Here is a 22,532-nt window from a genome sequence, read left to right on the forward strand (position 1 = left end):
ACTTTGACATAGAAAGCAGGCCCTGAAGGTTCAGGGCCTGCTTTTTTAAAGGAAAAAAGATGACAGATATCAGCGAAATCCATACGCATTATATGGCGCAAGCACGCCGAAAACGGGGGTTGAATGGCATATTGCTGATCCTGTTTGTGGCACTTTTGGTTGCCGGTTTCATGACCGCAAATGATCGCAACGCTGGCGGTTTCTGGGACGGTTTGCCCAATGCTTTAGATTTTCCTGCCGATGTCGCAAGCGAAGCCATCGCGCGCATCGCTTACTTACCTGGCTATTTCGTTAAATACCTTCCTTCGATGATTGAGACGATCAACATCGCAGGAGCTGCGACCCTGTTTGGCGCAATTGGCGGCTTGATGGCCTCGCTGATGGTCACTCGTGGCTTGGCGCCATTTCCATGGTTGATCGGCCCACTGCGCCGTGTGCTGGATATCTTGCGTGCTGTCCCTGAAATTGTCGTCGCATTGGTGCTGATTTTCATGCTCGGCGGCGGCCCTATTCCGGCGATGATCGCAATTGCCTTGCACACCGTTGGCGCATTGGGAAAACTGTTTTCCGAAGTCAATGAAAACGCATCGCTCAAGCCTGTCGAGGGGCTCGCGTCAGTTGGGGCAAGCTGGACCCAACGCATGTGGTTTGGTGTGATACCGCAAGTGGCCCCGAACTATATTAGCTATGCGCTGCTGCGCTTTGAAATCAACATCCGTGCCTCGGCCATTCTGGGCTTTGTTGGCGCAGGCGGCATCGGCTATGACCTGCGCAACACAATGTCTTGGGGCCAAGGTAAATTTGACGAAGCCGCAGCCATTTTCTTGTTGTTGTTCATCACCATTGTCGTCGTCGATCAAGTGTCAAGCTGGGCGCGTGACCGGTTGACTCACGGCAAATCATCAGAGCGGAAGGTCGCGTCATGACTGCCAGCACCACCGATATTCACACCAGTGTTCTGCCACTCTTCCAACGCAAGCGCGTGACCGCAATCGCTTGGCCTTTGGTCATCATACTTTATCTGTGCTACACGCTTTTTTCTTTTGATATTCTGGGCCTTGGTGAACGTGTAAATCTAAAGAACGCGCAAACCTTGGTCAGCGATGCCTATAGTTACAAAACCCATGTGACACTCGACAATCGCAACGGCGCGACCTCTGTGTCCATCGAAGGTGAGCGCAAAGGCACATACCCCGACGGCACAGCCCCCGAATGGGTCACGCTTGGGGCCGATCAAACAGCAGATACATTGGTTGATTTGGGCGACGGGTATCTTGTGACTTTGGGCGAAACTGTACGGTTCGAAATTCCTGATTATGGCACATTTACCGCCACACCGGGCAGAACCGGCGTCAATGCAACCTTTCCAGCAGGCGACCTGCCCAACTGGATCAGCGCCTCCAAAAACCGTGTGGCCATCACAACAGACGCAGGCCGCCTGAGCGTCACGCGCAATCGTGCGGAAGTTTTCAAATATGCCTACGGTTGGGAGTTGTTCTTTTTCACTCTCGATAGCCCCTATCACGGTATGGGGATTGCGACATTGGCCAGCCATGCCTTTTCAGGCGAAGCGGGCGCCATCGCCAATGATTTTTGGACCAATAAAATGTGGCGTCACGGCGACGTGGCATGGGCCTTGGTCGAAACTGTCTTGATGGCCTTCCTCGGGACGTTTGGTGCGGCCATCATCGCCCTGCCCCTTGGCTTTTTAGCCGCAAGAAACTTTACCCCTCTGGGCAGCCTGCGGTTTGCCGCGCGTCGCGTGTTTGACTTTTTGCGTGGCGTGGACGGATTGATCTGGACCATCATCCTCAGCCGTGCCTTTGGCCCCGGCCCCCTCACAGGGTCTTTGGCGATTTTGCTGACGGACACAGGATCATTCGGCAAGATGTTCTCAGAAGCGCTTGAAAACGTCGACGAGAAACAGATCGAAGGCATTTCCTCAACCGGCGCGAAACCTTTGCAGCGCTACCGTTTCGGGGTCATCCCACAAATCACGCCGGTGCTGTTGTCACAAGTGCTCTACTATTTCGAATCCAACACACGTTCGGCCACAATCATCGGTGCGATCACCGGTGGCGGTATCGGATTGTTATTGACCCAAGCGATTGCCACGCAAAAAGACTGGGAAGAAGTGAGCTACTACATCGTTTTGATCATCTTGCTGGTGATGTCGATGGACAGCCTCTCTGGTTGGTTGCGCAACAAGTTGATCAAAGGCGACGAGGGCGGTCACTGATGCCAACGGCTTTGATCACGGGGGCCAATCGCGGCATTGGAGCCGCTCTTGCAACCGCCGCTGAAGCCCAAGGCATGACAGTCATTCGTGCGACGCGCGCAGGCCAAGGTGGCGATATTTGCTTTGATCTGCGCGCCCCCGAAGATGTGCGCAGATCAATCGCTGCACTTGACCAGCCAATAGATCTGTTGATCAACAACGCTGGTATCATCGGACCAAAGCGGCAATCCACGACAGACATGGATTTCAACGGCATGGCAGAAACATTCGCGGTGAATGTGGCCGGTCCGCTGAGTGTCAGCAACGCCTGTCTGCCACTGCTCCGTCAAAGTTCAAACCCGCGTATTCTCACCATGTCCAGCCAAATGGCATGGATGGGCTACGCAAAGTCTGATCGCATCGCCTATCGCGCCTCCAAAACAGCGGTGAACAAAGTGATGCAGGGGTTGGCCACGGATTTATATGCTCAAGGCATCACAGTTGGCCTGATTGATCCGGGCTGGGTCCGCACCGAGATGGGAGGGGATGACGCCGAGTACAGCCCCCAAGAGGTGGCGCAAGGTGTCATCGACGTGGCTCAGACGATAAGCCTAGAGCAGACTGGAAAGTTCTTCAAATGGACGGGCGAAGAAAGAGCATTTTAGCATGGCACGTTTAAGCGAGAACACACCGTTCATTCACTCTGACTGCGACATCAATGACAGCACCTTTGGCGCATACGTGGAAATCGGGCGCGGCAGTCGTTTGGCGCATTCAAGCTTGGATGATTATTCCTATTGCGACCGTTTTGCAGACATCGCCAATACCTCTGTGGGTAAATTTTCAAACATCGCCGCTTTCGTGCGCATTGGTGCCACGGATCATCCGATGGACAAAGCCAGCTTGCACCATTTTCATTACCGCTCAGCCGATTACTTTGAAGATGCGGGCCATGATGACGCGTGGTTCGAACACAGGCGGTCGCGCCGTACAACAATAGGCCATGACACTTGGCTGGGCCACGGCGCGCAAGTGCGCCCTGGTGTCACCATAGGCCATGGCGCGGTTGTGGCAGGTGGCGCGATAGTCACCAAAGACGTGCCACCCTATATGATCGTCGCCGGCCTGCCCGCCACGCCGATGCGCCCTCGATTTTCAGATGATATTGCCGCGCGTATGATCGCGCTGGCGTGGTGGGATTGGCCGCATGACCAGCTGCGCGAGACTTTGGATGATTTCCGCAATCTGTCTGCCGAGGCCTTTCTTGAGCGCTACGAATAGCGTCACTTTTAATCTCGACGGCTAGGTGTCAGCCAAGGTCAGTGTCACCTTATCGCCCGCAAACCACGTGCGCCCCACCTCAATCGGCACGCCATCGGTATCAACATTGACGCTGATGGTGCGCAGGATCGGCGCGTGCTCAGAGATTTGCAAATGCAAGGCCTGCGTCGCGGTCGCAAGTTTGGCATTTATCCGCGTTGAGGCCCGCGTGTAATCCGTCACGCCAAACTGCGCGAGCGCCGCAGTGACAGAAGAGTTATCCGTCAGATAGCTCAACAACTCAGGAAAGCGCTCGGCGGGAAACACACTGCGAAACAAGGCGATGGCTTGATTGTCGGACAGTGACAGCCCCTCATACATATGCACCAAGGCCCCCTCGTCCAATTCAAGCGCTGCGCGCTCTGCTGCATTGGCGGGGCGGGTTTCGCGGGACAAAACGGTTTTGGCGGGGGTCCGCCCTGCGGCTTTCAGATTTTGGTGATACCGCACTCTTGGCCCGATGGGATAGTCGGTGGGGGTCGTTTGCACAAACACGCCCGATCCGCGCCGTCTATAAATAAGCCCCTCATCTGCCAATGCCGACATGGCGTGACGCACGGTGTGACGGTTGACGCCGAAACGCGCCGCCAAGGCCGTTTCCGTCGGAAGCTTATGCCCCCTCGCATAAACGCCTTCAGCGATGTCGTTGCGCAGCGAGGCTGCGATAGCTTTCCAGATCGGGGTGCGTGGCGGCATGTCACTAAAACTTCACAGTAAAGGGGATTGGAATGAACGGGGCACTTCAGTATTATTTGTATAGTTGTATAGTATATCTCAAAAGGTGTCTAGATGAATGTCATGACCGACCCAAACGCCGCTCGCAAGGCGTGGCTGGGACTGCTGGCCAAAGCGCCCGCCCGCGATGTCGCCCAACATTGGGCCGCCCTTGATTTGGCTGCGCCACACCAGATTTTGCGTGCCCCTGAAATCGGTGGCGTCATGGTGCGTGGCCGCGCTGGCGCAATTGGCGAAGCGTTCAATTTGGGCGAAATCACCGTCACCCGCGCCTCAGTCAAACTTGAGGATGGCACGGTTGGCCATGGCTATGTGCAAGGGCGCGACAAGAACCATGCACTGCAAGCGGCCTTGATTGATGCGTTGATGCAAACCGATGCCGCCGCACGCGTGCGTGACGGTGTTCTCACCCCACTCAAAGCGACAATGACGCAAAAGAAATCCACCCGCGCCGCCAAGGCTGCCGCGACCAAGGTCGATTTTTTCACCATGGTGAGAGGAGAAGATTGATGCAAGCCCATGTTTTAGAAGGCGGCTTTGACAATCATGCCGTTGACTCGTCTCACGCGTTTCGTGCTGTGATGACCGCGATGGCCCGCCCGGGTCAGATTGCAACGCTGCAAGGCGCATTGCCTCCTGCGCCTTTATCGAAGGCCGCTGGCGTGGTATTATTGACGCTTTGCGACCCTGAAACACCCATTTATTTGGCCCCAAGTCACGACTCGCAACAACTGCGCGATTGGATCACATTTCACACCGGCGCGCCTTTTGTGACGGCTGAGGCAGCGATCTTTGCGGTTGGCACATGGCAAGACCTGCCTGTGTCCGCCTTTGCCATTGGTACGGCAGAATATCCAGATCGCTCTGCTACTTTGATTGTCGAATGCGAGTCCCTGTCCAATACAGGCGCAGTTTTACGCGGCCCCGGCATCAAGGATCAAACCGCACTGTCTTTACCAAAGACCGACGCCTTCCAATCCAACGCAGCCTTGTTCCCGCTGGGCCTAGATTTCATTTTCACCTGCAGCGACCGCCTTGCGGCGCTGCCACGTACAACGAGGGTCGGCTGATGTATGTTGCTGTCAAAGGTGGCGAGCGCGCCATCGATAATGCCCACGCTTGGCTTGCTGAAGAGCGCCGTGGCGACACGGATGTGGCCGAGCTGAGTGTCGCACAAATTCGCGAACAAATGGCGCTTGCGGTCAATCGCGTGATGGCCGAAGGATCGCTTTATGATCCCGACTTGGCCGCCCTTGCGATCAAACAATCGCGTGGCGATTTGATTGAGGCGATTTTCCTGATCCGCGCTTACCGCACCACCTTGCCTCGGTTTGGCGGGTCTAACCCGATCGACACTGACACTATGCAATGTGATCGTCGTGTATCGGCCACATTCAAAGATGCGCCGGGGGGGCAAGTGTTGGGACCAACCTTTGATTACACCCACCGTCTTTTGGATTTCAAATTGGCCGCGGATGGCGAAGCGCCCAAAGCCCCATCGACGACGGCCCCGACCGAGCCAACGCCACATATCATGTCATTTTTGGATCGTGAAAACCTGATCCAACCCGAAAAAACAAGCGACGCCACGCCAGACGATTTGACGCGCAAGCCCTTGGAATTGCCCGCCAGCCGAGCGCTGCGATTGCAATCTTTGGCCCGCGCCGATGAAGGATTTATCCTTGGCATGGCCTATTCCACCCAGCGCGGATATGCGCGCAACCACGCCTTTGTGGCCGAGCTGCGCATCGGTGCTGTTGCGGTCGAAATGGACATTCCTGAACTGGGATTTGCCATCGATATTGGCGAGATCACGGTGACAGAATGCGAAACAGTGAACCAATTTCAAGGGTCGAAAACCGAACCACCACAGTTCACCCGTGGCTATGGCTTGGTCTTTGGCATGACCGAGCGCAAGGCAATCTCGATGGCTTTGGTGGACCGTGCCTTGCGTTGGAAAGAACTTGGCGAAGACAATCTTGGCGCGCCTGCACAAGACGAAGAATTCGTTTTGTATCATAGCGATAACATCCAAGCGACAGGGTTTTTAGAGCATATCAAACTACCCCATTACGTGGATTTCCAATCCGAACTTGAACTGATCCGCAAGCTGCGTCGTGAGGCGCAAGACGCCATGTCACAGGAGGCCGCCCAATGAGCGATTACAACTTTGCCTATCTGGATGAACAGACCAAACGCATGATCCGCCGCGCGATCTTAAAAGGCTTGGCGATCCCTGGGTATCAAGTGCCCTTTGCCAGCCGCGAAATGCCGATGCCTTATGGTTGGGGTACAGGCGGCGTGCAGGTTTCAGCCGCCATATTGACGCCTGATGACACCTTTAAAGTGATTGATCAGGGCGCCGATGACACCACGAATGCGGTGTCGATCAGACGGTTTTTCCAAAAGACCGCAGGCGTTGCCGTGACTGAGGCCACAACCGAGGCCAGCGTCATTCAAACCCGTCACCGTATTCCAGAACAAGACCTGCGCGATGATCAGATTTTGGTCTATCAAGTGCCGATCCCTGAACCTTTGCGGTTTTTGGAACCCTCCGAGGTGGAAACCCGCAAGATGCACAGTCTCGAAGAATACGGATTGATGCATGTGAAATTATACGAAGACATCAGCCAACACGGTGATATCGCCACAGCCTACGCCTATCCGGTCAAGGTTGAAGGGCGCTATGTGATGGACCCCTCGCCTATTCCGAAATTCGACAATCCGAAATTGGAAATGGCGGGCATTCAACTGTTTGGCGCAGGGCGCGAGCAGCGCATCTATGCGATCCCGCCCTACACACAAGTCGTGAGCCTTGATTTCGATGACTATCCATTCCAGCCGACCAAAGCCGATCACGCCTGTGATCTGTGCGGCGCAGAGGATAGCTATTTGGACGAGCTGATCGTCGATGACGCAGGCGGACGCATGTTCATGTGTTCAGACACGGATTACTGCACGAGCCGCCGCAAAAACGGCCATGTGGGCGCGCAAGGCGTACCATTTAAGGAGGACGCAGCATGACGCCCCTGTTGCAAGTTGAAAACATCGCAAAATTCTACGGCGCACGGATCGGCTGCACCGATGTGTCCTTTGATCTTTACCCTGGCGAAGTCATGGGGATCGTGGGCGAGAGTGGCTCTGGCAAGTCCACTTTGCTGAACTGTTTGGCAGGACATCTAACACCAGACCAAGGCGCTGTGCGCTTTGACACGCGCGCTGAAGGGCTACGCGATACCATAACCATGTCCGAACCCGAACGCCGGATGCTCAGCCGCACTGATTGGGCCTTTGTGCATCAACATGCCCGTGACGGATTGCGCATGAATGTCAGCGCTGGCGGTAATGTTGGCGAACGTTTGATGGCCGTGAATGCGCGCCATTATGGTGATATCCGCGCTGAGGCCATCGATTGGCTCGGACGGGTGGAAATCACCGAAGACCGGATTGATGATCGTCCCACGGCGTTCTCAGGCGGCATGCAGCAGCGGTTGCAGATCGCACGCAATCTGGTGACAGGCCCGCGTCTGGTGTTTATGGATGAACCCACGGGCGGATTGGATGTGTCGGTGCAGGCGCGTCTGCTGGATCTGTTGCGCGGTCTTGTGCGCGAGATGAACCTCAGCGCGATCATCGTCACCCATGACTTGGCTGTTGTACGCCTTTTGGCGGATCGGCTGATGGTGATGAAAGACGGTCATGTGATTGAATCGGGCCTGACAGATCAGGTGCTAGACGATCCGCAACATGCCTATACGCAACTTTTAGTTTCTTCCGTTTTGCAGGTGTAACACAATGATTTCTATTGAAAACGTTTCAAAGTCCTTCGTATTGCACAACCAAGGTGCCGCAGAAATCCCAGTGATGCGCGAGGCATCCTTGCAGGTGGCCGCTGGCGAATGTGTGGCCCTGATCGGTCAATCGGGTGCGGGCAAATCCACGCTGATGCGAATGATCTACGGCAACTATCTGACCGCATCAGGCCGGATCATGATCGGTGATGTTGATGTGGCAAAAGCCGCCCCGCGCGAGATCATTCAACTGCGCCGCCGCACGCTTGGCTATGTCAGTCAGTTTTTGCGCGTCGTACCGCGCGTATCGACTTTGGATGTTGTTTCCGAACCACTGTGGTCCACAGGCACCGAACGCGATGTCGCGATCAAACATGCGAAGGGTCTGTTGGAACGCTTGAATATTCCTGAACGCCTTTGGTCCCTTAGCCCCACAACATTTTCAGGCGGCGAACAACAACGCGTCAACATCGCACGCGGTTTTGCCTATCAATACCCTGCCCTGTTGTTGGACGAACCAACCGCTAGCCTTGACCCGACCAACCGCGCAACTGTGCTGGATATGGTGTCTGAGGCCAAAGCGCGTGGCGCTGCGATCATCGGGATTTTTCACGACCATGCTGCACGTGATGCAATATGCGACCGTCAATTGGATGTGACCCAATTCACCCCTGGATTGGCAGCATGAGCGGGCGCCTTATCGCCATCGTCGGGCCGTCAGGCGTTGGCAAAGACAGCGTTATGGCGGCTTTGGTGGCGCATGATCCGCGGTTCAAACTGGCGCGGCGCGTTATCACCCGCCCCAGTGATGCGGGTGGCGAAGACTTTGACGGCGTGAGTGAGGCTGCATTCTTAGCACGCGAGGCCGCAGGTGATTTTGCCCTCAGTTGGCCCGCGCATGGATTGCACTATGCCATTCCCGCAGACGTCGATGCTCTGTTGCAAGATGGATATGATGTACTGGCCAATCTGTCCCGCTCTGTTTTGGCCCAAGCCAACACGCGTTTCGACCGGTTTGACGTGATCAATCTGACAGCCAAACGCGCGGTTTTGGCCAAGCGCTTGGCCGCACGGGGGCGCGAGACGGCAGAACAAATCGCATTGCGTCTTGACCGCGTCGCCACATTGCCCGCTGGCATAGACGCCCATGAGATCGACAACAGCGGCGCACTTTCGGACACTGTGCAGGCCGTGATGGCAAGCCTTTATCCGGTCAAAGCGTAGCGGTGGATTTGATGAAACATACCATCAGCATCCTGCCCCATGACCGTGATCGCATCGATTGTGAACGGATTTGGCACATGCGGCATCACCTGCGGCGCAAGCTTGGTCATAACCGTTGTCGCGACCTCTTTGGGCAGGCTGCCGCTCAAGGTCAGGTGAAAATGGAAGTCCTCAAAGATAAAAGGATACCCCCAGTCCAACATTTGTTGATCTTGGCGTGCATTCAACATCGCCTTGCGGCGGCGTGCGATGTCAGCTTCGGTCAAGGGCGCGCGCAAATGATCAAAATCTTTGACGATCGCGCAGGCAAAATTCTGCAAACGGGCACTGGCAGCTTGGGGGCGCAAGGCAACAAACCCGCGATCATCGCGCAATTCAAGCGCACCGATATCAAAGGCAGCCTGCCCCTTGGCAAAGGCTTCGGCAACGCGGTTCACCTGCTCCAAACTTGCCCCATCCGCCAATCGAAACGGCGCTTTCAGCGTGGCGTGCAGCCCGTATTTACGCGGCGTTGCGGTGATCTTCGCCACATCAACACCAGCGACATCGCAGTGCGACAGCCGACAGCCTTGTGCGCTGTCCCAACCCAACCAAGCCGCGCCAAAAGCGGCCAGATCACCGCTCGGCGTGTAAAAAATTGCATACCGTTCAAACATTTTCTTTCCTCCGCAGAGCCAATCATCTGCCAAAGCCGTGTGACATTGCCATGACAAACCATACCATTTTCGCCAATGCCAACCTTATTTTGAACGATGAAGTCCTGCGAGGCTCCTTGCGGGTCAAAGACGGGATCATCACCGATATCGACACAGGGCCAGCGGTGCCAACTGGTGCGATTGATCTTGAGGGCGATTATCTTGCCCCCGGCATGGTCGAATTGCACACCGACAATCTAGAGCGCCACTTGGCCCCGCGCCCCAAAGTGGACTGGCCGCACCGCGCCGCGATTTTGGCCCATGACCGCGAGCTTGCAAGCACTGGCATCACCACAGTCTTTGATGCGCTGCGTGTGGGATCTATCATTTCAGCCCAGAAAGGCCGATACAGCAAATACGCGCGTTCTATGGCGACCGAAATTTTAGAAATGCGCACGGCGGGAACCCTGCGGATCAGTCACCACATTCACCTGCGCGCTGAGGTGTGTTCGGAAACACTGCAAGAAGAACTGGATGAGTTCACGCCAGAGGATCGCATCGGGTTGGTCTCGATGATGGATCATACGCCAGGCCAACGCCAATTTGTTGATGTGCAGAAATTCAAAGATTACATCTGTGGCAAACAGGGCCTCAATGACGCCGAATTTGACACCTATGCTGCTTTCTTATGTGGCCTACAAGCCAAGCTTGGTCCACAGCATGAACGCGCCACAGCCAACGCAGCGCAACGCCTTGGGGCAACACTTGCAAGCCATGATGATACGACAGCAGCACAGGTGGCACAAAGCCTTTCACACGGTGTTCGGCTGGCCGAATTTCCGACCACATTAGAGGCTGCAAACGCCTGTAGAGACGCAGGGATCGCAACCATCATGGGCGCGCCGAACCTTATTCGCGGAGGATCGCATTCGGGCAATGTTGCGGCCTGTGAACTGGCGCGACTTGACCGATTGGATATCTTGTCGTCTGACTATGTACCTTCTGGGTTGCTCATGGCAGCGGTTCAACTGGGCGACCTTTGGGGGGATTTGGCGCGCGGGATCAGAACCGTGACAGCGCACCCTGCCAAAGCGGTTGGGTTGACAGACCGCGGGTCGCTCAAGATCAATCAACGCGCTGACCTTATTCGGTTTTCGATTATGGATGGCACCCCCGTTTTAAACGAAACATGGAGTGCAGGCCAACGCGTGGCTTAAACGTTATCTGCCAGATTGCGAAACATGTTTAATATCAAAGGGCGTCGTGCCAATTTGGCCATTATGCCCTTTGATATGAATTGACAAAAACGGACTAAGGTCACGCAGGCTGATCAACAGGCAGCACAATAAAGCGACATAGCTCACTTCGACAGCAAGGTATCCGATGGTTTTTCACCAAAACGCAAACGATATGTTTTAGCGAATTCACCCATGTGAATATACCCGAGGCGCGCAGCGATTTCGCTTACTTTTTCTTCCGGGTCTGCGGCAAGCAACTCCTGACGTGCCTTCAATAACCGCTGCTCTCGCAAGAACTGGCCAGGCGTGCAGCCGCGGAATTTCCGAAAGTTCATGTTCAGCGTTCGGACGCTCACGCCTGCTACATTTGCGATCTCTGACAATGTTGGTGCTTCAGCGGCATACTCAACCATATAGCTTTCTGCATTTCTAATGCTGTGTGGCGTGATGCAATGTTGCTTGGCATCAAGGTCCAAACCGCTCCTCACCGCCCAGCTTCTAAGCAAGTTACTCGCAAGCGTTTCCTCAATATGGCGGACATTGCGAGGTGTTAAGGTTCGGTTTTCGTCATTTAAAAGATGAAACGCATAGAGCAAACTTGCATGCCAGCATGTATCGACACCTCCGAATCCGATGCGCGGATTCCATGCCTCGCGGTCTGGAACATTTCCAAACCAACTCAAGCCGATCTCGTCAAGCATCTGGTGAGGAAAGATCAACCCAAGCTGAACATTATCTGCGCTCATGTTCGTTTCGGTCGATATTTTAGACAGATCTACAATGGCACTTTCACCCGCGCCTTCTGCGACATCAGCCCCTCCATTCGCAGAGGTAATAGCATGTCCTTGTAGGTTTGTTGTCACAACGACTGGTGATCCGCTCACCTGTTCGGCGTTGATGCGTATGCCCATGTCGTACCGTGTGCGCGATATTCCGATACGCCCGACCTGCGCGACTTGGATTTTACTTTGTAGTTTTTCAATTTTTCCGCTTGGTGAGAACGTCACAGCGCCAGCACGTTCACTTCCCCATGCCGACAATTCATCCCAATCAGAGGCCGTGAAGGACTGCTCGCCGCAAAGTGGTTTGGCAAAAGTACGCAATGGGGAATTTTGAATCGTTAAGCGCAAATCATTATTCATATTCATAACTACTCTCCTATGCCTAACAGACTGTCTCGATTGTGGATCACGGTAGGAGCTCGTATTTTATGAGCTCGCTATAAAATAATGTTATATGTCAACTCCTTGTCGCCTAGTGGGACAGTGCTCGGCGCATTATTTATGTCATGCCTGACATCACCGAAATGCTCGGTATACGCCGTTACATTTCATCAAAGACCGTGGTGTGATCTGCGTTTTTTTCAAAACTCAGAAAGAACAGTGCTGTCTCTTTAAGAGTAACACATCCCTTAGGTTGTACCTACACCCATCGAGGCTTTCTTAGGGCTGAATGGGGCAAAGTGCGAACAAGATTGCCACTTTCAGATAGGATTGCCATTTTCCGACACTCCAGAAACCCTTCTCTCCCTTCCTACGGCGACACAATCGCACCACACGAAATCGTCCATTGTCATACCGTGAACGCGACACGTGACTATAAGGAATGGCGGCCGAACTGGCACTTCACTTGGTACAGATGCAAAGCGGCCTGCCGCTTTATTTTCTAGCAACTCGGGCGGCCATAAAACAGCATTCAAGGCACATCAATGCACAAAAAACAGGCCGCAGCGACGCGCCGCTACAAATATGCCGCTCAATCAAAAACTGTGCTGGAACCTCAACTATAAGCTGAGTAAAGAAAGCATGTATGATTGTGTTAACTATGAAGTATCGATTTAAATCCTCAATAGCTAGGACACGATTTTGGCCACCTCCAAACATATGAATCCTTCGCATTTATGCACCTTCAAATTAGACAACTGGGATGAGTTGTCTAATTCGGGCGATTGGGATGAGCTATCTGAAAAACTGACCGAGATTTGTTCTCCTGTGAAAATTATACCGCTTGGACAATCTCCGTTGAGCACACTCCATTCGACGCAAATAGGTCGCATCAGGATTTCACAAACCAATTACGGTGCTGCGGTGGTGACTGACGTCGATGAAGTCAAGGGGGCCCCTATTGTCGCTACGACCAACATTCGCGGCAATTCCAACCCAACAACTGAAAATGGAACAACCATAACAAACCCTGCTGGTAAAAGTTTTGTATTCGACATCTCCAAGCGCCCTCATACATCGCAATTGGATAAAGACAACATTCAAGTCCAGTTCGCGTTTCCGCCTAAACTATTGAATGAAATGAGTCTTAGCTGGTTCGGAGAAAGCCTAGATCAGTCCGATTGGCAGATTAAAACCGATTTTGGAGGGTATGGAACAAGTTGGCATGCAGCCATAACCTATGTTACTCAACTTCTCTCAAATCCGATAAATCACATCAACGCGCGTCAAATAAAGCATATAGAAGAAACCATATGCGTGAACCTACTTGAGCACTGGGCAGCACAATCCGGTGTGGATTTAAACACGGGCGGATATAGCATTGTTCCGCAAGTTGTGCGCGTGGCAGAAGAGTACATCGTCGAACACGCCGGCGAGGCGCCGACATTGGCACAAATCGCGCAAGAGGCAAATGTCAGCGTCAGAAGTCTTTCCTTGAATTTCAAAAAATTTCGCGGCTCTACTCCGGGGCAGTTTTTACGAGAGCAACGCCTGCAAACTGCGCGCAAGCTTTTACTTGACGCTGGCCCTGGACAAACGGTCCAACAAATCGCGCATAGGTTGAGTTATTCGCACATGGGCGAGTTCGCGAAAGCCTACCGCGAACGCTTTGGAGAGCTCCCATCAGACACCCTAAAACATACCGCATACCACAAACATATAACGGATCGACGAGAGACAATCTGATCTAAGTGTCTAGCGTGTGACTATGTACACAAAAGCAATGCGAGATGACATATATCGCAAAGACAGGCCAATGTCGGACCGGCGAAAATATATGAAAAGCGCGACACGGCCCTATCAGACTTTAAGCGGCCACAGGTCTGAAAACGGCAAGGCGCCTTAGGCACTCTGGCCGATTTCAGCAAAACATTGGCTTGTGGACGTCTAACCTTTTGAATCAATCCGCAGGCTGGGTGGTAGCATAAGCACGGAAGCCTTGCTCGGGCTTGGCTTTACATCTGAACGCAACAACTCGGCCAAAACAACGTTTTCGTCCTTCGTGTGCTTTTGTATCGCAGAATTTAAGGCGGTATAAATGCTACGCATGTTGCTTTTGCTGCAATCGTAGTGGGCCGAATTTTCGGCTGTGGCATCGCTGCCTGCTGTCGCGACATCGGCCAATTCGTGAAGCAACTCGTTTTCCGCCTCAATTTCCAACGAGGAACTGCCAAGGCCTTCACTCAGCTCACGCACCAATTTAACCTTACTCCTCAACTGAGCAACTGTGTTTGGCTTATCATCGGGTGTTGAGGTCTCAATGAGTTCAACGGGGGTCTCTTTTTTATCGGCAGGATGTCTTAAATGCCGCTTGATGATATCTTCAGACTTATCGCCGTTTTTCTTAGCCTCTTGTTCAGCTTTCAAACGTTTCTGCCGAGCGGCTCTGACCGCTGCCCGTTTTTTTTGTCTGGCACGCGCCCGTGCCTCGGACTGACCATCTTGCTCAGGCTTATTTTTTGCTTTGATAGCCTCTGTAGCGGGGGCTGGCTCTTGCGCCCCTTGGCCGCTTTCAGATTTCGCACTATCGGCAGCTTTGGGTGACTGCGTTTTTGCGACAGGCGCCTGACTGACCGAGCGATATGCTGGGCTTTTAGGCCCTCGCGCGCGATACACGTCCTCCTGTACATCGGCGGAAGGAACCTCTGGGGTCAAAGGGGCTGCACCAAAAGATCTATCATCCGCCACGACGCCCTTAAAATACTCAGCTATCGCGCGCATTGTCGATTGAGGATCATCAAAGCCCTGCAAAGTACAGCTAAACGTCCCATAAGTTACAGTTATCATTTTGCTATTGTTCATCATATCCTGCTCGGCCCAATTTTTGTTTAGGTTATCGCCGATCTCCGTCGACGCTTCGCTTATTCAGGACACAAGTTTTGCTTCGGCTGCGTGTCCGGTGCAGCCTGCCGAGCAAGTGGGGAATTGCTCGGCAGGATTCGATTGTTTTTGAACAGAAGCGTTAAGAGAAAATACGCTTGTCGTTGCGGGCTGAACGCTCTGCCAATTTGCGGGCTTGTCGTCCGGGCACCAAAAGGCGCACGGCGTCTGTGCCAGCATCAGGGTCGGCTTGCAGTCCAGGGAAAATCGCATAAATTTCTTCACGCGCTTTCGGGCTGATCGATTTGAGAGCTTCGGCCCCCGTGTAAAGGCTTTCTGTTCGTGCGCCGTTTGAAAACACGATCTGATGCTCTTCAAACAAGAAGTGCACATAAGTCACTTCGGCCATGTCTTCCGCGACCTCAACACCATCAAGTTCGATCAAATGCTTGGCGCCAACCAAGACTTCATTCACACCGAACATACGCTCTGCGATCTTTGAATTCGCAAGAACGCGGTGTTGTGGGGAAACGGTCAAATCTTGCGTCGGCATGTCATTGCCCAAAGCCCCAGCGCGGATACGGATTGGGCGGAGTTTTGGGTTCTCTGTCAGGTCTTGCGCAGACAATTTGCGCATGCCGATCCAACGGATAGGCTGATACCCATCATCAAGTGTCAGAACCTTATCACCAACTTTGAGGTCCTCGACGGCAATTTCGCCCTCGCATGTCTTGATCAATGTTCCTGAAGCGAAACAAACCACAGCCGTTTGATCTTCGGTTAACCCACCAGTGATCCCTGTCATCGTCAACGTCGGACCAGACATATCGGTGCCGTCAAAGTTGACAACCCCATCAGCCAGATCATGGTTGAGTGCGGTAATCGCATGTGCAAAATCGGTGCCGTTTGCGGCGTTGTAATCTGCTAGGGTGCTGTCGTTAAAAATGGCGCTTAGATCAACAAAATCATTATTTGTTGTGTCATCATCGTCATAAGGGCCACCGCTATCGGTGCCGAAATCGGTGATAATATCATTGCCGCGATCGGTGCCTGACCAAACAAATTCATCGTCACCAGAACCACCTGTCAGCGTATCATCGTCATCACCGCCATCGATTAGATCGTTGCCGCCGCCGCCACTGAGAGTATCGTCTCCACCTAAGCCCCAGAGCTTGTTGTCAACATTATTACCTGTGATGGTATTTTCACCAGAGTTGCCGCGCACGTTTTCAAAGTTGTGCACCTCAGTAATAAAACCAATATTTGTGGCAGCGCCCGTGTCATTCAGGGTAATTCCTACATCATATCCATCGACAACTGCAGCATCAAACGCGACAGTATCTTCGCCGTCGCCGCCATCTAAGACTTCAGTGACTGATGACGATGTGTCGAGGAATCCGACCTCAGCAGTGTCGTCGCCCCCTTCAAGGTAAACCTTGTCATTGCCACTGCTTGTGGTCCCTGCGAGCCAAGTGTCATCACCGTCACCGCCGTAGACAGTATCATCGCCTTCGCCACCTTCGATCGTGTCATTGCCTTCGCCGCCATAGATGGTGTCGGCACCAGCCCCGCCGGAAATGGTGTCGTTCCCCTCATCGCCATGGATCGTATCGTCTCCATCGCCACCATTGAGGATATCGTCCCCAGTACCGCCGTGGATTTCATCATCACCGCTACCAGCATTGATTGTGTCGTTGCCAGAGTAGCCATAGACAACGTCATCGCCAGACTGATAGCCGATCCCTAACCAACCGGGGTCATAGTCGGTAATTTCATCGCCATCGTCATCTTCATACCCGACATTCATAACGTCGTCGCCAGATTTCCCGTCCACAACACCAGGGGTGCTTGGCGCGAGATCAAACGTTTCGGATGCGTCGATATCCAAAGACATGCTAATCGCGGTTAAAGCGGGAAAGCCTTCGGGGGCATACAGATAGATTTGAGTGCCTGTGCCGGTCTCTACTGAGAAAGCCATAATGGGGGTGGTGCCAACAAGAATACCACCGATGACGCCGCCCAGTCCTCCGCCAAGCAATCCAGCAGTTCCTGACCCAAGATATGTCATCGCTTGGTCTGGGTTGCCGTCGATCGCTACAGTGCTGGTGCCGCTGGCATCAAGCGTACCATCATCATCCGTAAAGACACCGGAAACCGGAGTCTCAATAGCAGGCAAAAGAGTCGCGTCCAGCAGACCAGTATAAAGATCAAGGAGTTCGCCATTGTAAGCGTACAGGCTGTCGTTTGCGGTTAGTGTAACACTCATAACTGCGATCCTTTTGTATGGTTGACGGCCGAAGGCAGCCCGCTTTTCAGCACACTGGCATCACGCACAGAGGCACAGCCTGTGGTTGTGGGAAAATTTTGTGGAATATTATGATCTGCCACGTATTTATCCTTTCCAGTGTCAACTCAGTAAAAACACAACCTTCGAAGCGGCCCAGATTTGGGTTTCTAAAGGCAAATTTAATTTTCTATTGAGATAAATTTGACTGAAATGATTCCGTTTGTCGTGCAGAAATCAGCCCTGAAAAGCGCTATCGGGTTGATACTTGCCAATCACAGACAGGCGCTTCCGTTTGCCGATATCTGCAAGTGTTTTTTAGCTAATCCAAAAGTTGAAAATTTATGCATGAATGCGCGCATGGATCTAAAAGCGGAAAGAATCAGACGAAAGTAATTGAAAATAAGCAATTTTATAAATTTTGAGTGGCATCGCTTTCCCTGCACCCTCAATTGTGACTTAGCTTTACACCGCTTGAAACGCGCCTTTGACCCCATCCTCAGGATCAAATCGAACCAAGAACAAATCCGATAGATACGCGTTGAACAGCTCCGATTTTGTGAGATGCCTTATCGTTTTCGGGCTTGAAGATTGGGAACCTGCAGCGGTGAAACCCATCACATTTTTTGCTCGTTCATAGGCAGGCTCATGGACCATCTCAAGACCGTCAACAAGTCGCTTTTCTATGACCCATCGCGCTCCAATTCCCGCTTAAGGAGAATAAGGTATTTTCTGAGGCTACAATTTACACTTTGAAACACGCTCAAAACACGCGATCCTTAACATAAGAACGCTCCGTTCAACGATGAAACCCCAAGTGGAAAATCTTGCAACAGCGTTTGTTCTACACCTGCATAAGATTGGATTGTTGACACATGCCATGACAGCCATATCGCGTGGCCTACCCTGTCAGATAACAGGCGGGGCCGGCAGTAATCGCATGAGGCGAGATCTGGCTATCCGAGCATTGAAGATGGCCATCTTCGAATACATCAATGGCCTCGTAAATCAGCCACGCCGTCACTCAACATTGGGCTCGAAAAGCCCTGTCGCCTTTGAGAGAAGTATGGCTCAAACAAGCACTTGGAGCGGCGCTAGAGCGCGACAGGCCCAACTTGTCTTCGATCTGCTGCTTGCTTACAAACGCCGCGTCGATCTTGGCGAAGGTATTGCCATGCGCTTCGCGCGCAAGAGCTTTTGCTTCTTGTTTGGCTTCACTAGGGGCAATGCCCTCAGCCACTTGGGATCGCACAACCTCTTTGGCCTTGCGCGCCTGTGCAAGCGATACGTCGGGATACTGACCAATCGACAAAAGCCGCTCTTTCCCGTGCATTCTGTATTTGAATTACCAAAGCTTTGAGCCGCTTGGCTTCACCAAGATATACAGGCCTTCAAAATCAGAAACTTTATAGGGTTTATCCTTAGGCTTTAAGAATCGCAGCTGAGAATCGCTTAAAGGCATCTGGGGGTATCCAGTTTTCACACATTTACCGATACCCCCACTAGCACCCCCAATCTGGGGGTATCTGGTCGGACAGCACAAAACGCTATCGGACAAAGGAACATCTCAAAACCCTTATAACAAAGGGCTTATTACATGTCTTTGGATATTTTCGGATGGTGAAATGGTGCCCCCACACGGACTCGAACCGCGGACCTACTGATTACAAATCAGTTGCTCTACCAGCTGAGCTATAGGGGCACTGAGGGATCGTTTAAGGATTTTGCTGGGGGGGTGCAAGAGGGTTTTTGAGAGTTTTTTGCACTAATTCAAAAACTTTTTCAGCCGTACTCTCGGCGAGGACTAGGAACACCTTTTTTTCTTGGATATTTGGCATTTCCAAGGTCGCGAGTTGGCTGTCGAGTAAAGTGGTCGGCATGTAATGATTTTCGCGTGCGGCCATGCGAGTGAGAACCGCATCGCGTGAACCGTGCAGCAAAATGATCCGTGCGCCGCCTGATTCCTTTTGCAACAGGTCACGGTAGCTGCGTTTCAGGGAAGAGCAGCTGACCACAGCACCACCGTGCTTTAGGGCTGCATCCCGTGCGGCACGGGCCAAAGTGGTCAACCAAGGCATGCGCATCTCATCGGTCAAAGGATGTCCTGCAGACATATGAGCGACGTTTTCAGGCGGATGATAGTCATCGCCCTCTAGAAAAGGGTATCCGGCCTCCTTGGCCAGAGCAGAGGCGATGGTGGATTTGCCACAGCCAGAGACGCCGCCGATGATGATAATATCAGAGGCGATAATATCAGGGATGTGGGATAGAGTGTCAGACACGATATGCGCCCTTTATGTAAGATCAATTTATGTAATGTCAGACGCGTTTTCAGAGCGCGCCATAAGCAATACAGCCACAAGCCCCACAGCGATCACCAAAAGCGCCGCAGGAGAGGCTTGTTCTAGCTGTTCCAATGAGGCCTTTTCGTGGACCCGCGTGGCCAAGGTGTTGTAATTGAATGGACGCAGCAGCAGCGTGGCAGGCAGCTCTTTGACGCAATCCACGAAGACGAGCAGCAAAGCGGTGCCAACGGAACCACGGATCAGCGGAATATAGACGCGGCGCAATGTGCCACCCAGAGTTTGCCCCAAAGAGCGCGCGGCCATCGGCAAGGACGGCGCGACACGCCCCATCGCGGCATCTGCCGCCCCCTGCGCGATGGCAAAAAAGCGTACGCAGTAAGCAAAGATGATCGCAAAGGCAGAGCCTGTCAGCAAAAGCCCGATCTCATGTCCTGTGATCTTCACGATCAGATCCGCCAAGGCGTTATCAAAGGCCGCAAGAGGAAACAGAATCCCGATCCCTAAAACAGCACCAGGGGCGGCATATCCGAGCGTGGTGAGGGGCAAGACCATACGCGGCAAAGACCGCCCTGTCAGGCGTACGCCGTAGACCATGAACAAAGCAGCCGTGACGGTAAAGATCGCAGCAAGACCCGCTACAGTGAGGGTGTTTTTGAAAGCAGAGATCAGACCAGGGGCCAACCATTGATCGGGTTCGCCCAGCGCGTGCCCCAAGATCACATAGACAGGCAAAATAAAGCCGACCACAAAAGGCACTGCGCACAGGCCCAGCGCCAACCAAGCGTGCCAGCCGGTGAGGCGGATCGCAGATATGGGTCGCGGATGACGTGCGCCACTGTGATAGCGGGCTTTGCCACGCGAGGATTTCTCGAACGCGAGCATCAACAACACAACAAGCAGCACCACAGAGGCGATTTGCGCCGCCCCGCCTGCGTTGCCTGTCTCTAACCATGTTGAGAAAATGCCTGTGGTCAGGGTTTGCACCGCAAAATAGGACACAGTGCCGTAATCTGACACGGTTTCCATCATCACGATGGCAGTGCCCGCAGCGATGGCTGGGCGCGCCATAGGCAGGCCCACGCGCCAAAAGCGCGCGAAAGGCCCTGCTCCCAAAGCGCGAGACACTTCATAAATCGAACCAGAATGCTCGCGAAAGGCAGAGCGTGCCATCAAAAAGATGTAAGGCGTCAACGCGGCGGCCAAAACGATGATCGCAGAACCGAGAGAGCGGATTTCAGGAAAGGCGTAATCGCGCGAAGAGTGCCACCCGAACATAGATCTAAGTGTCGTTTGCACAGGGCCAGCGTATTCCAAAAAATCGACCAAAGCATAGGCGCCGACATAGGCCGGAATCGCCAGCGGCAGCAACAGCAGCCATTCCAGCGATTTAGACAAAGGGAACCGATACATCGTCACCAGCCAAGCAGCCCCTGTGCCCACACAAGCCGAAAGCAACGCCACGCCAAAGGTCAATAGCGCCGTCGTGATGGCGTAACGCGGCAAGGTGGTGGCCAAAAGATGCGGCCAGATGTTTTCTGTCGGATGAAAGGCGATCCACAGCACGCTGACGATCGGCATCAACACCAAAACGGCAATCACAACAGAGCCGACAGACCAAAGACTGGCGCGTTTGACAGAGCGCAACCCCGCTAAGCTGCGACGTTTATGGACCGGATCGGCCTGCGGTTGAGTGATTTCGTTGGTCATTGTGCAGACCGCATACGCGAAACCGGTTTCGCTGTCCAGAAAAGCGCATATACTATAAACAGCACTGTCCATATTCTCGCTCAAATGCGCAACACGAGGCTCCACCTTTCTATGAACATCTCATTCCATATCGGCGCGCATTGTACTTATGGCTCGAAACTTATGCGTGGGCTGCTGAAAAACAGGCCCATATTGGAACAGCATGGTGTGATCGTGCCGCCCCCTTCGCGCTATCGCGAGGTCTTGCCGCAAGTGATGAAACGGGTCAAGACCAGCCGCGCCACCCCTGAGGCGGAACAGATGGTGCTGGACGAGATCGCCGACACCCAAGACTGCGACCGCATCGTGATGAGCTATGAGGACGTGATCTGCCAACCTCAGGCGATTTTTCACGGGAATCGTCTGTACGGTAAGGCCGAGTTCAAACTGAAATGGCTGCGCAACGTGTTCCCCCATAGCCCGATGGAGTTTCACATCGGTGTGCGCAATCCGGCGACGTTTATTCCCGAAGCCTGCCCCGATCCCAAAAGCTATACGAGTTTTATCGGCCAAACAGATTTGGACGCGATCCGCTGGTCTGATTTCATCAATGCGATCCGCACCGCCTGCCCTGATGTGCCTATCACTGTATTCGCCTATGAAGATACGCCGCTAACTTGGTCACAAATCATGCGAGAAATCGCGGGGCTTGACCCTATGGTGCCCATTGAAGGCGGTTTAGATATCTTGGCGCAAATCATGCAGCGCGAGGGCATGAAACGTCTGCGCACCTATTTGCACACACATAAACCGCAAAACGAAATTCAACGTCGTCGCATTCTGTCTGCCTTTTTGGACAAATATGTGGACGAGGATGCGAATGAGGAAGAAATCGATCTGCCGGGCTGGGATGACGCCTTGGTGGACCGCCTGTCTGAGCTATACGAGGACGATCTCTACGAGATAGATCGCATCCCTGGCGTGTCCTTTATCCAGCCCTAGACTGTATCCAGTCCCCTAGCCTCTCTAGCCCTCTAGCGCGCAAAGTCATC

22 protein-coding genes, 1 tRNA gene and 1 pseudogene are annotated in these 22,532 nt (G+C 53.2%); 16 read left to right on the forward strand and 8 right to left on the reverse strand.

Going from position 1 to position 22,532, the window contains the following annotated elements; all coding sequences use genetic code 11:
* The first annotated feature begins 59 nt into the window (after window positions 1-59).
* Genes phnE (KO503_RS06195) through KO503_RS06210 form a run of 4 tightly spaced genes read left to right on the forward strand, consistent with a single transcriptional unit; the run spans window position 60 to window position 3,499 of the window.
* The gene (phnE, locus tag KO503_RS06195) at window positions 60-926 is read left to right on the forward strand and encodes a phosphonate ABC transporter, permease protein PhnE (RefSeq protein WP_215990682.1); all 867 of its coding nucleotides are present in this window, start codon (window positions 60-62) and stop codon (window positions 924-926) included.
* The gene (gene phnE / locus KO503_RS06200; protein ID WP_215990683.1) at window positions 923-2,239 is read left to right on the forward strand and encodes a phosphonate ABC transporter, permease protein PhnE; all 1,317 of its coding nucleotides are present in this window, start codon (window positions 923-925) and stop codon (window positions 2,237-2,239) included. The genes phnE (KO503_RS06195) and phnE (KO503_RS06200) overlap by 4 nt, the downstream gene beginning before the upstream one ends.
* Window positions 2,239-2,883, forward strand: coding sequence for an SDR family NAD(P)-dependent oxidoreductase (locus tag KO503_RS06205; RefSeq protein WP_215990684.1), 645 nt, complete (start codon window positions 2,239-2,241; stop codon window positions 2,881-2,883). The genes phnE (KO503_RS06200) and KO503_RS06205 overlap by 1 nt, the downstream gene beginning before the upstream one ends.
* A gap of 1 nt (window position 2,884) precedes the next feature.
* Window positions 2,885-3,499: a chloramphenicol acetyltransferase gene (locus KO503_RS06210; protein ID WP_215990685.1), complete on the forward strand. Its 615-nt coding sequence runs from the start codon at window positions 2,885-2,887 to the stop codon at window positions 3,497-3,499.
* Window positions 3,500-3,520: 21 nt separating this feature from the next.
* Here the strand turns inward: KO503_RS06210 and phnF are convergent, their stop codons facing one another.
* Window positions 3,521-4,234 carry a phosphonate metabolism transcriptional regulator PhnF gene (phnF, locus tag KO503_RS06215; protein WP_215990686.1) on the reverse strand — a complete coding sequence of 238 codons (714 nt, stop codon included), beginning with the start codon at window positions 4,232-4,234 and terminating at the stop codon, window positions 3,521-3,523.
* 93 nt (window positions 4,235-4,327) lie between these two features.
* Here phnF and phnG point away from each other — a divergent pair, with 93 nt between their 5' ends.
* Genes phnG through phnN form a run of 7 tightly spaced genes read left to right on the forward strand, consistent with a single transcriptional unit; the run spans window position 4,328 to window position 9,288 of the window.
* On the forward strand, window positions 4,328-4,783 hold the full coding sequence (gene phnG / locus KO503_RS06220; RefSeq protein WP_215990687.1) for a phosphonate C-P lyase system protein PhnG: 456 nt from the start codon (window positions 4,328-4,330) through the stop codon (window positions 4,781-4,783).
* Entirely contained in the window at window positions 4,783-5,343 is a 561-nt protein-coding gene (gene phnH / locus KO503_RS06225) for a phosphonate C-P lyase system protein PhnH (protein ID WP_215990688.1), read from the forward strand. The genes phnG and phnH overlap by 1 nt, the downstream gene beginning before the upstream one ends.
* The gene (locus KO503_RS06230) at window positions 5,343-6,431 is read left to right on the forward strand and encodes a carbon-phosphorus lyase complex subunit PhnI (protein ID WP_215990689.1); all 1,089 of its coding nucleotides are present in this window, start codon (window positions 5,343-5,345) and stop codon (window positions 6,429-6,431) included. Before phnH ends, KO503_RS06230 begins: the two co-directional genes overlap by 1 nt.
* Window positions 6,428-7,297, forward strand: coding sequence for an alpha-D-ribose 1-methylphosphonate 5-phosphate C-P-lyase PhnJ (locus KO503_RS06235; protein ID WP_215990690.1), 870 nt, complete (start codon window positions 6,428-6,430; stop codon window positions 7,295-7,297). Before KO503_RS06230 ends, KO503_RS06235 begins: the two co-directional genes overlap by 4 nt.
* Window positions 7,294-8,064 (forward strand): phosphonate C-P lyase system protein PhnK, encoded by a 771-nt coding sequence (gene phnK, locus KO503_RS06240; RefSeq protein ID WP_215990691.1) that lies wholly within the window; start codon window positions 7,294-7,296, stop codon window positions 8,062-8,064. The genes KO503_RS06235 and phnK overlap by 4 nt, the downstream gene beginning before the upstream one ends.
* A 4-nt stretch (window positions 8,065-8,068) precedes the next feature.
* A complete protein-coding gene (phnL, locus tag KO503_RS06245; RefSeq protein ID WP_215990692.1) occupies window positions 8,069-8,752 on the forward strand; it encodes a phosphonate C-P lyase system protein PhnL in 684 nt (227 codons plus the stop codon).
* Window positions 8,749-9,288 carry a phosphonate metabolism protein/1,5-bisphosphokinase (PRPP-forming) PhnN gene (gene phnN / locus KO503_RS06250; RefSeq protein ID WP_215990693.1) on the forward strand — a complete coding sequence of 180 codons (540 nt, stop codon included), beginning with the start codon at window positions 8,749-8,751 and terminating at the stop codon, window positions 9,286-9,288. Before phnL ends, phnN begins: the two co-directional genes overlap by 4 nt.
* Here phnN and KO503_RS06255 read toward each other — a convergent pair.
* Window positions 9,270-9,944, reverse strand: a complete 675-nt coding sequence (locus KO503_RS06255) for a DUF1045 domain-containing protein (protein WP_215990694.1) — start codon at window positions 9,942-9,944, stop codon at window positions 9,270-9,272. The genes phnN and KO503_RS06255 overlap by 19 nt on opposite strands.
* Before the next feature lie 50 nt (window positions 9,945-9,994).
* Between KO503_RS06255 and KO503_RS06260 the strand changes: the two genes are divergently transcribed.
* Entirely contained in the window at window positions 9,995-11,140 is a 1,146-nt protein-coding gene (locus KO503_RS06260; RefSeq protein ID WP_215990695.1) for an alpha-D-ribose 1-methylphosphonate 5-triphosphate diphosphatase, read from the forward strand.
* Between the two features lie 143 nt (window positions 11,141-11,283).
* On the opposite strand, the gene KO503_RS06265 is transcribed toward KO503_RS06260, so the two are convergent.
* Window positions 11,284-12,309, reverse strand: a complete 1,026-nt coding sequence (locus KO503_RS06265) for an AraC family transcriptional regulator (RefSeq protein ID WP_215990696.1) — start codon at window positions 12,307-12,309, stop codon at window positions 11,284-11,286.
* A gap of 717 nt (window positions 12,310-13,026) precedes the next feature.
* Between KO503_RS06265 and KO503_RS06270 the strand changes: the two genes are divergently transcribed.
* Complete coding sequence (locus KO503_RS06270) at window positions 13,027-14,070, forward strand: helix-turn-helix domain-containing protein (RefSeq protein ID WP_215990697.1); 1,044 nt, start codon at window positions 13,027-13,029, stop codon at window positions 14,068-14,070.
* 201 nt (window positions 14,071-14,271) lie between these two features.
* On the opposite strand, the gene KO503_RS06275 is transcribed toward KO503_RS06270, so the two are convergent.
* Together KO503_RS06275 and KO503_RS17890 are read right to left on the reverse strand one after the other, a co-directional pair.
* Entirely contained in the window at window positions 14,272-15,186 is a 915-nt protein-coding gene (locus KO503_RS06275; protein WP_215990698.1) for a hypothetical protein, read from the reverse strand.
* Window positions 15,187-15,346: 160 nt separating this feature from the next.
* The gene (locus KO503_RS17890) at window positions 15,347-17,470 is read right to left on the reverse strand and encodes a Hint domain-containing protein (RefSeq protein WP_290122916.1); all 2,124 of its coding nucleotides are present in this window, start codon (window positions 17,468-17,470) and stop codon (window positions 15,347-15,349) included.
* A 222-nt stretch (window positions 17,471-17,692) separates the two neighbouring features.
* Between KO503_RS17890 and KO503_RS06295 the strand changes: the two genes are divergently transcribed.
* Together KO503_RS06295 and KO503_RS18070 are read left to right on the forward strand one after the other, a co-directional pair.
* A complete protein-coding gene (locus KO503_RS06295) occupies window positions 17,693-17,884 on the forward strand; it encodes a hypothetical protein (RefSeq protein ID WP_215990699.1) in 192 nt (63 codons plus the stop codon).
* A gap of 565 nt (window positions 17,885-18,449) precedes the next feature.
* Window positions 18,450-18,560: pseudogene (locus KO503_RS18070) on the forward strand (IS3 family transposase); the annotation flags it as partial.
* Between the two features lie 554 nt (window positions 18,561-19,114).
* On the opposite strand, the gene KO503_RS06305 reads toward KO503_RS18070, so the two are convergent.
* The 3 genes from KO503_RS06305 to KO503_RS06315 all read right to left on the reverse strand — a co-directional run bounded on the left by KO503_RS06305 (window position 19,115) and on the right by KO503_RS06315 (window position 21,501).
* Window positions 19,115-19,190: transfer RNA gene (locus KO503_RS06305), tRNA-Thr, on the reverse strand.
* A 13-nt stretch (window positions 19,191-19,203) separates the two neighbouring features.
* Entirely contained in the window at window positions 19,204-19,770 is a 567-nt protein-coding gene (locus KO503_RS06310) for a gluconokinase (protein WP_215990701.1), read from the reverse strand.
* A gap of 27 nt (window positions 19,771-19,797) precedes the next feature.
* Entirely contained in the window at window positions 19,798-21,501 is a 1,704-nt protein-coding gene (locus tag KO503_RS06315) for an ABC transporter permease (protein ID WP_215990702.1), read from the reverse strand.
* Window positions 21,502-21,612: 111 nt separating this feature from the next.
* Here KO503_RS06315 and KO503_RS06320 point away from each other — a divergent pair, with 111 nt between their 5' ends.
* On the forward strand, window positions 21,613-22,482 hold the full coding sequence (locus KO503_RS06320; protein WP_215990703.1) for a hypothetical protein: 870 nt from the start codon (window positions 21,613-21,615) through the stop codon (window positions 22,480-22,482).
* Window positions 22,483-22,532: the final 50 nt, after the last annotated feature.

Origin of the sequence: Pacificibacter marinus (assembly GCF_018860505.1) — a bacterium.
In the GTDB taxonomy this organism is placed as follows: Bacteria; Pseudomonadota; Alphaproteobacteria; order Rhodobacterales; family Rhodobacteraceae; genus Celeribacter; species Celeribacter marinus_B.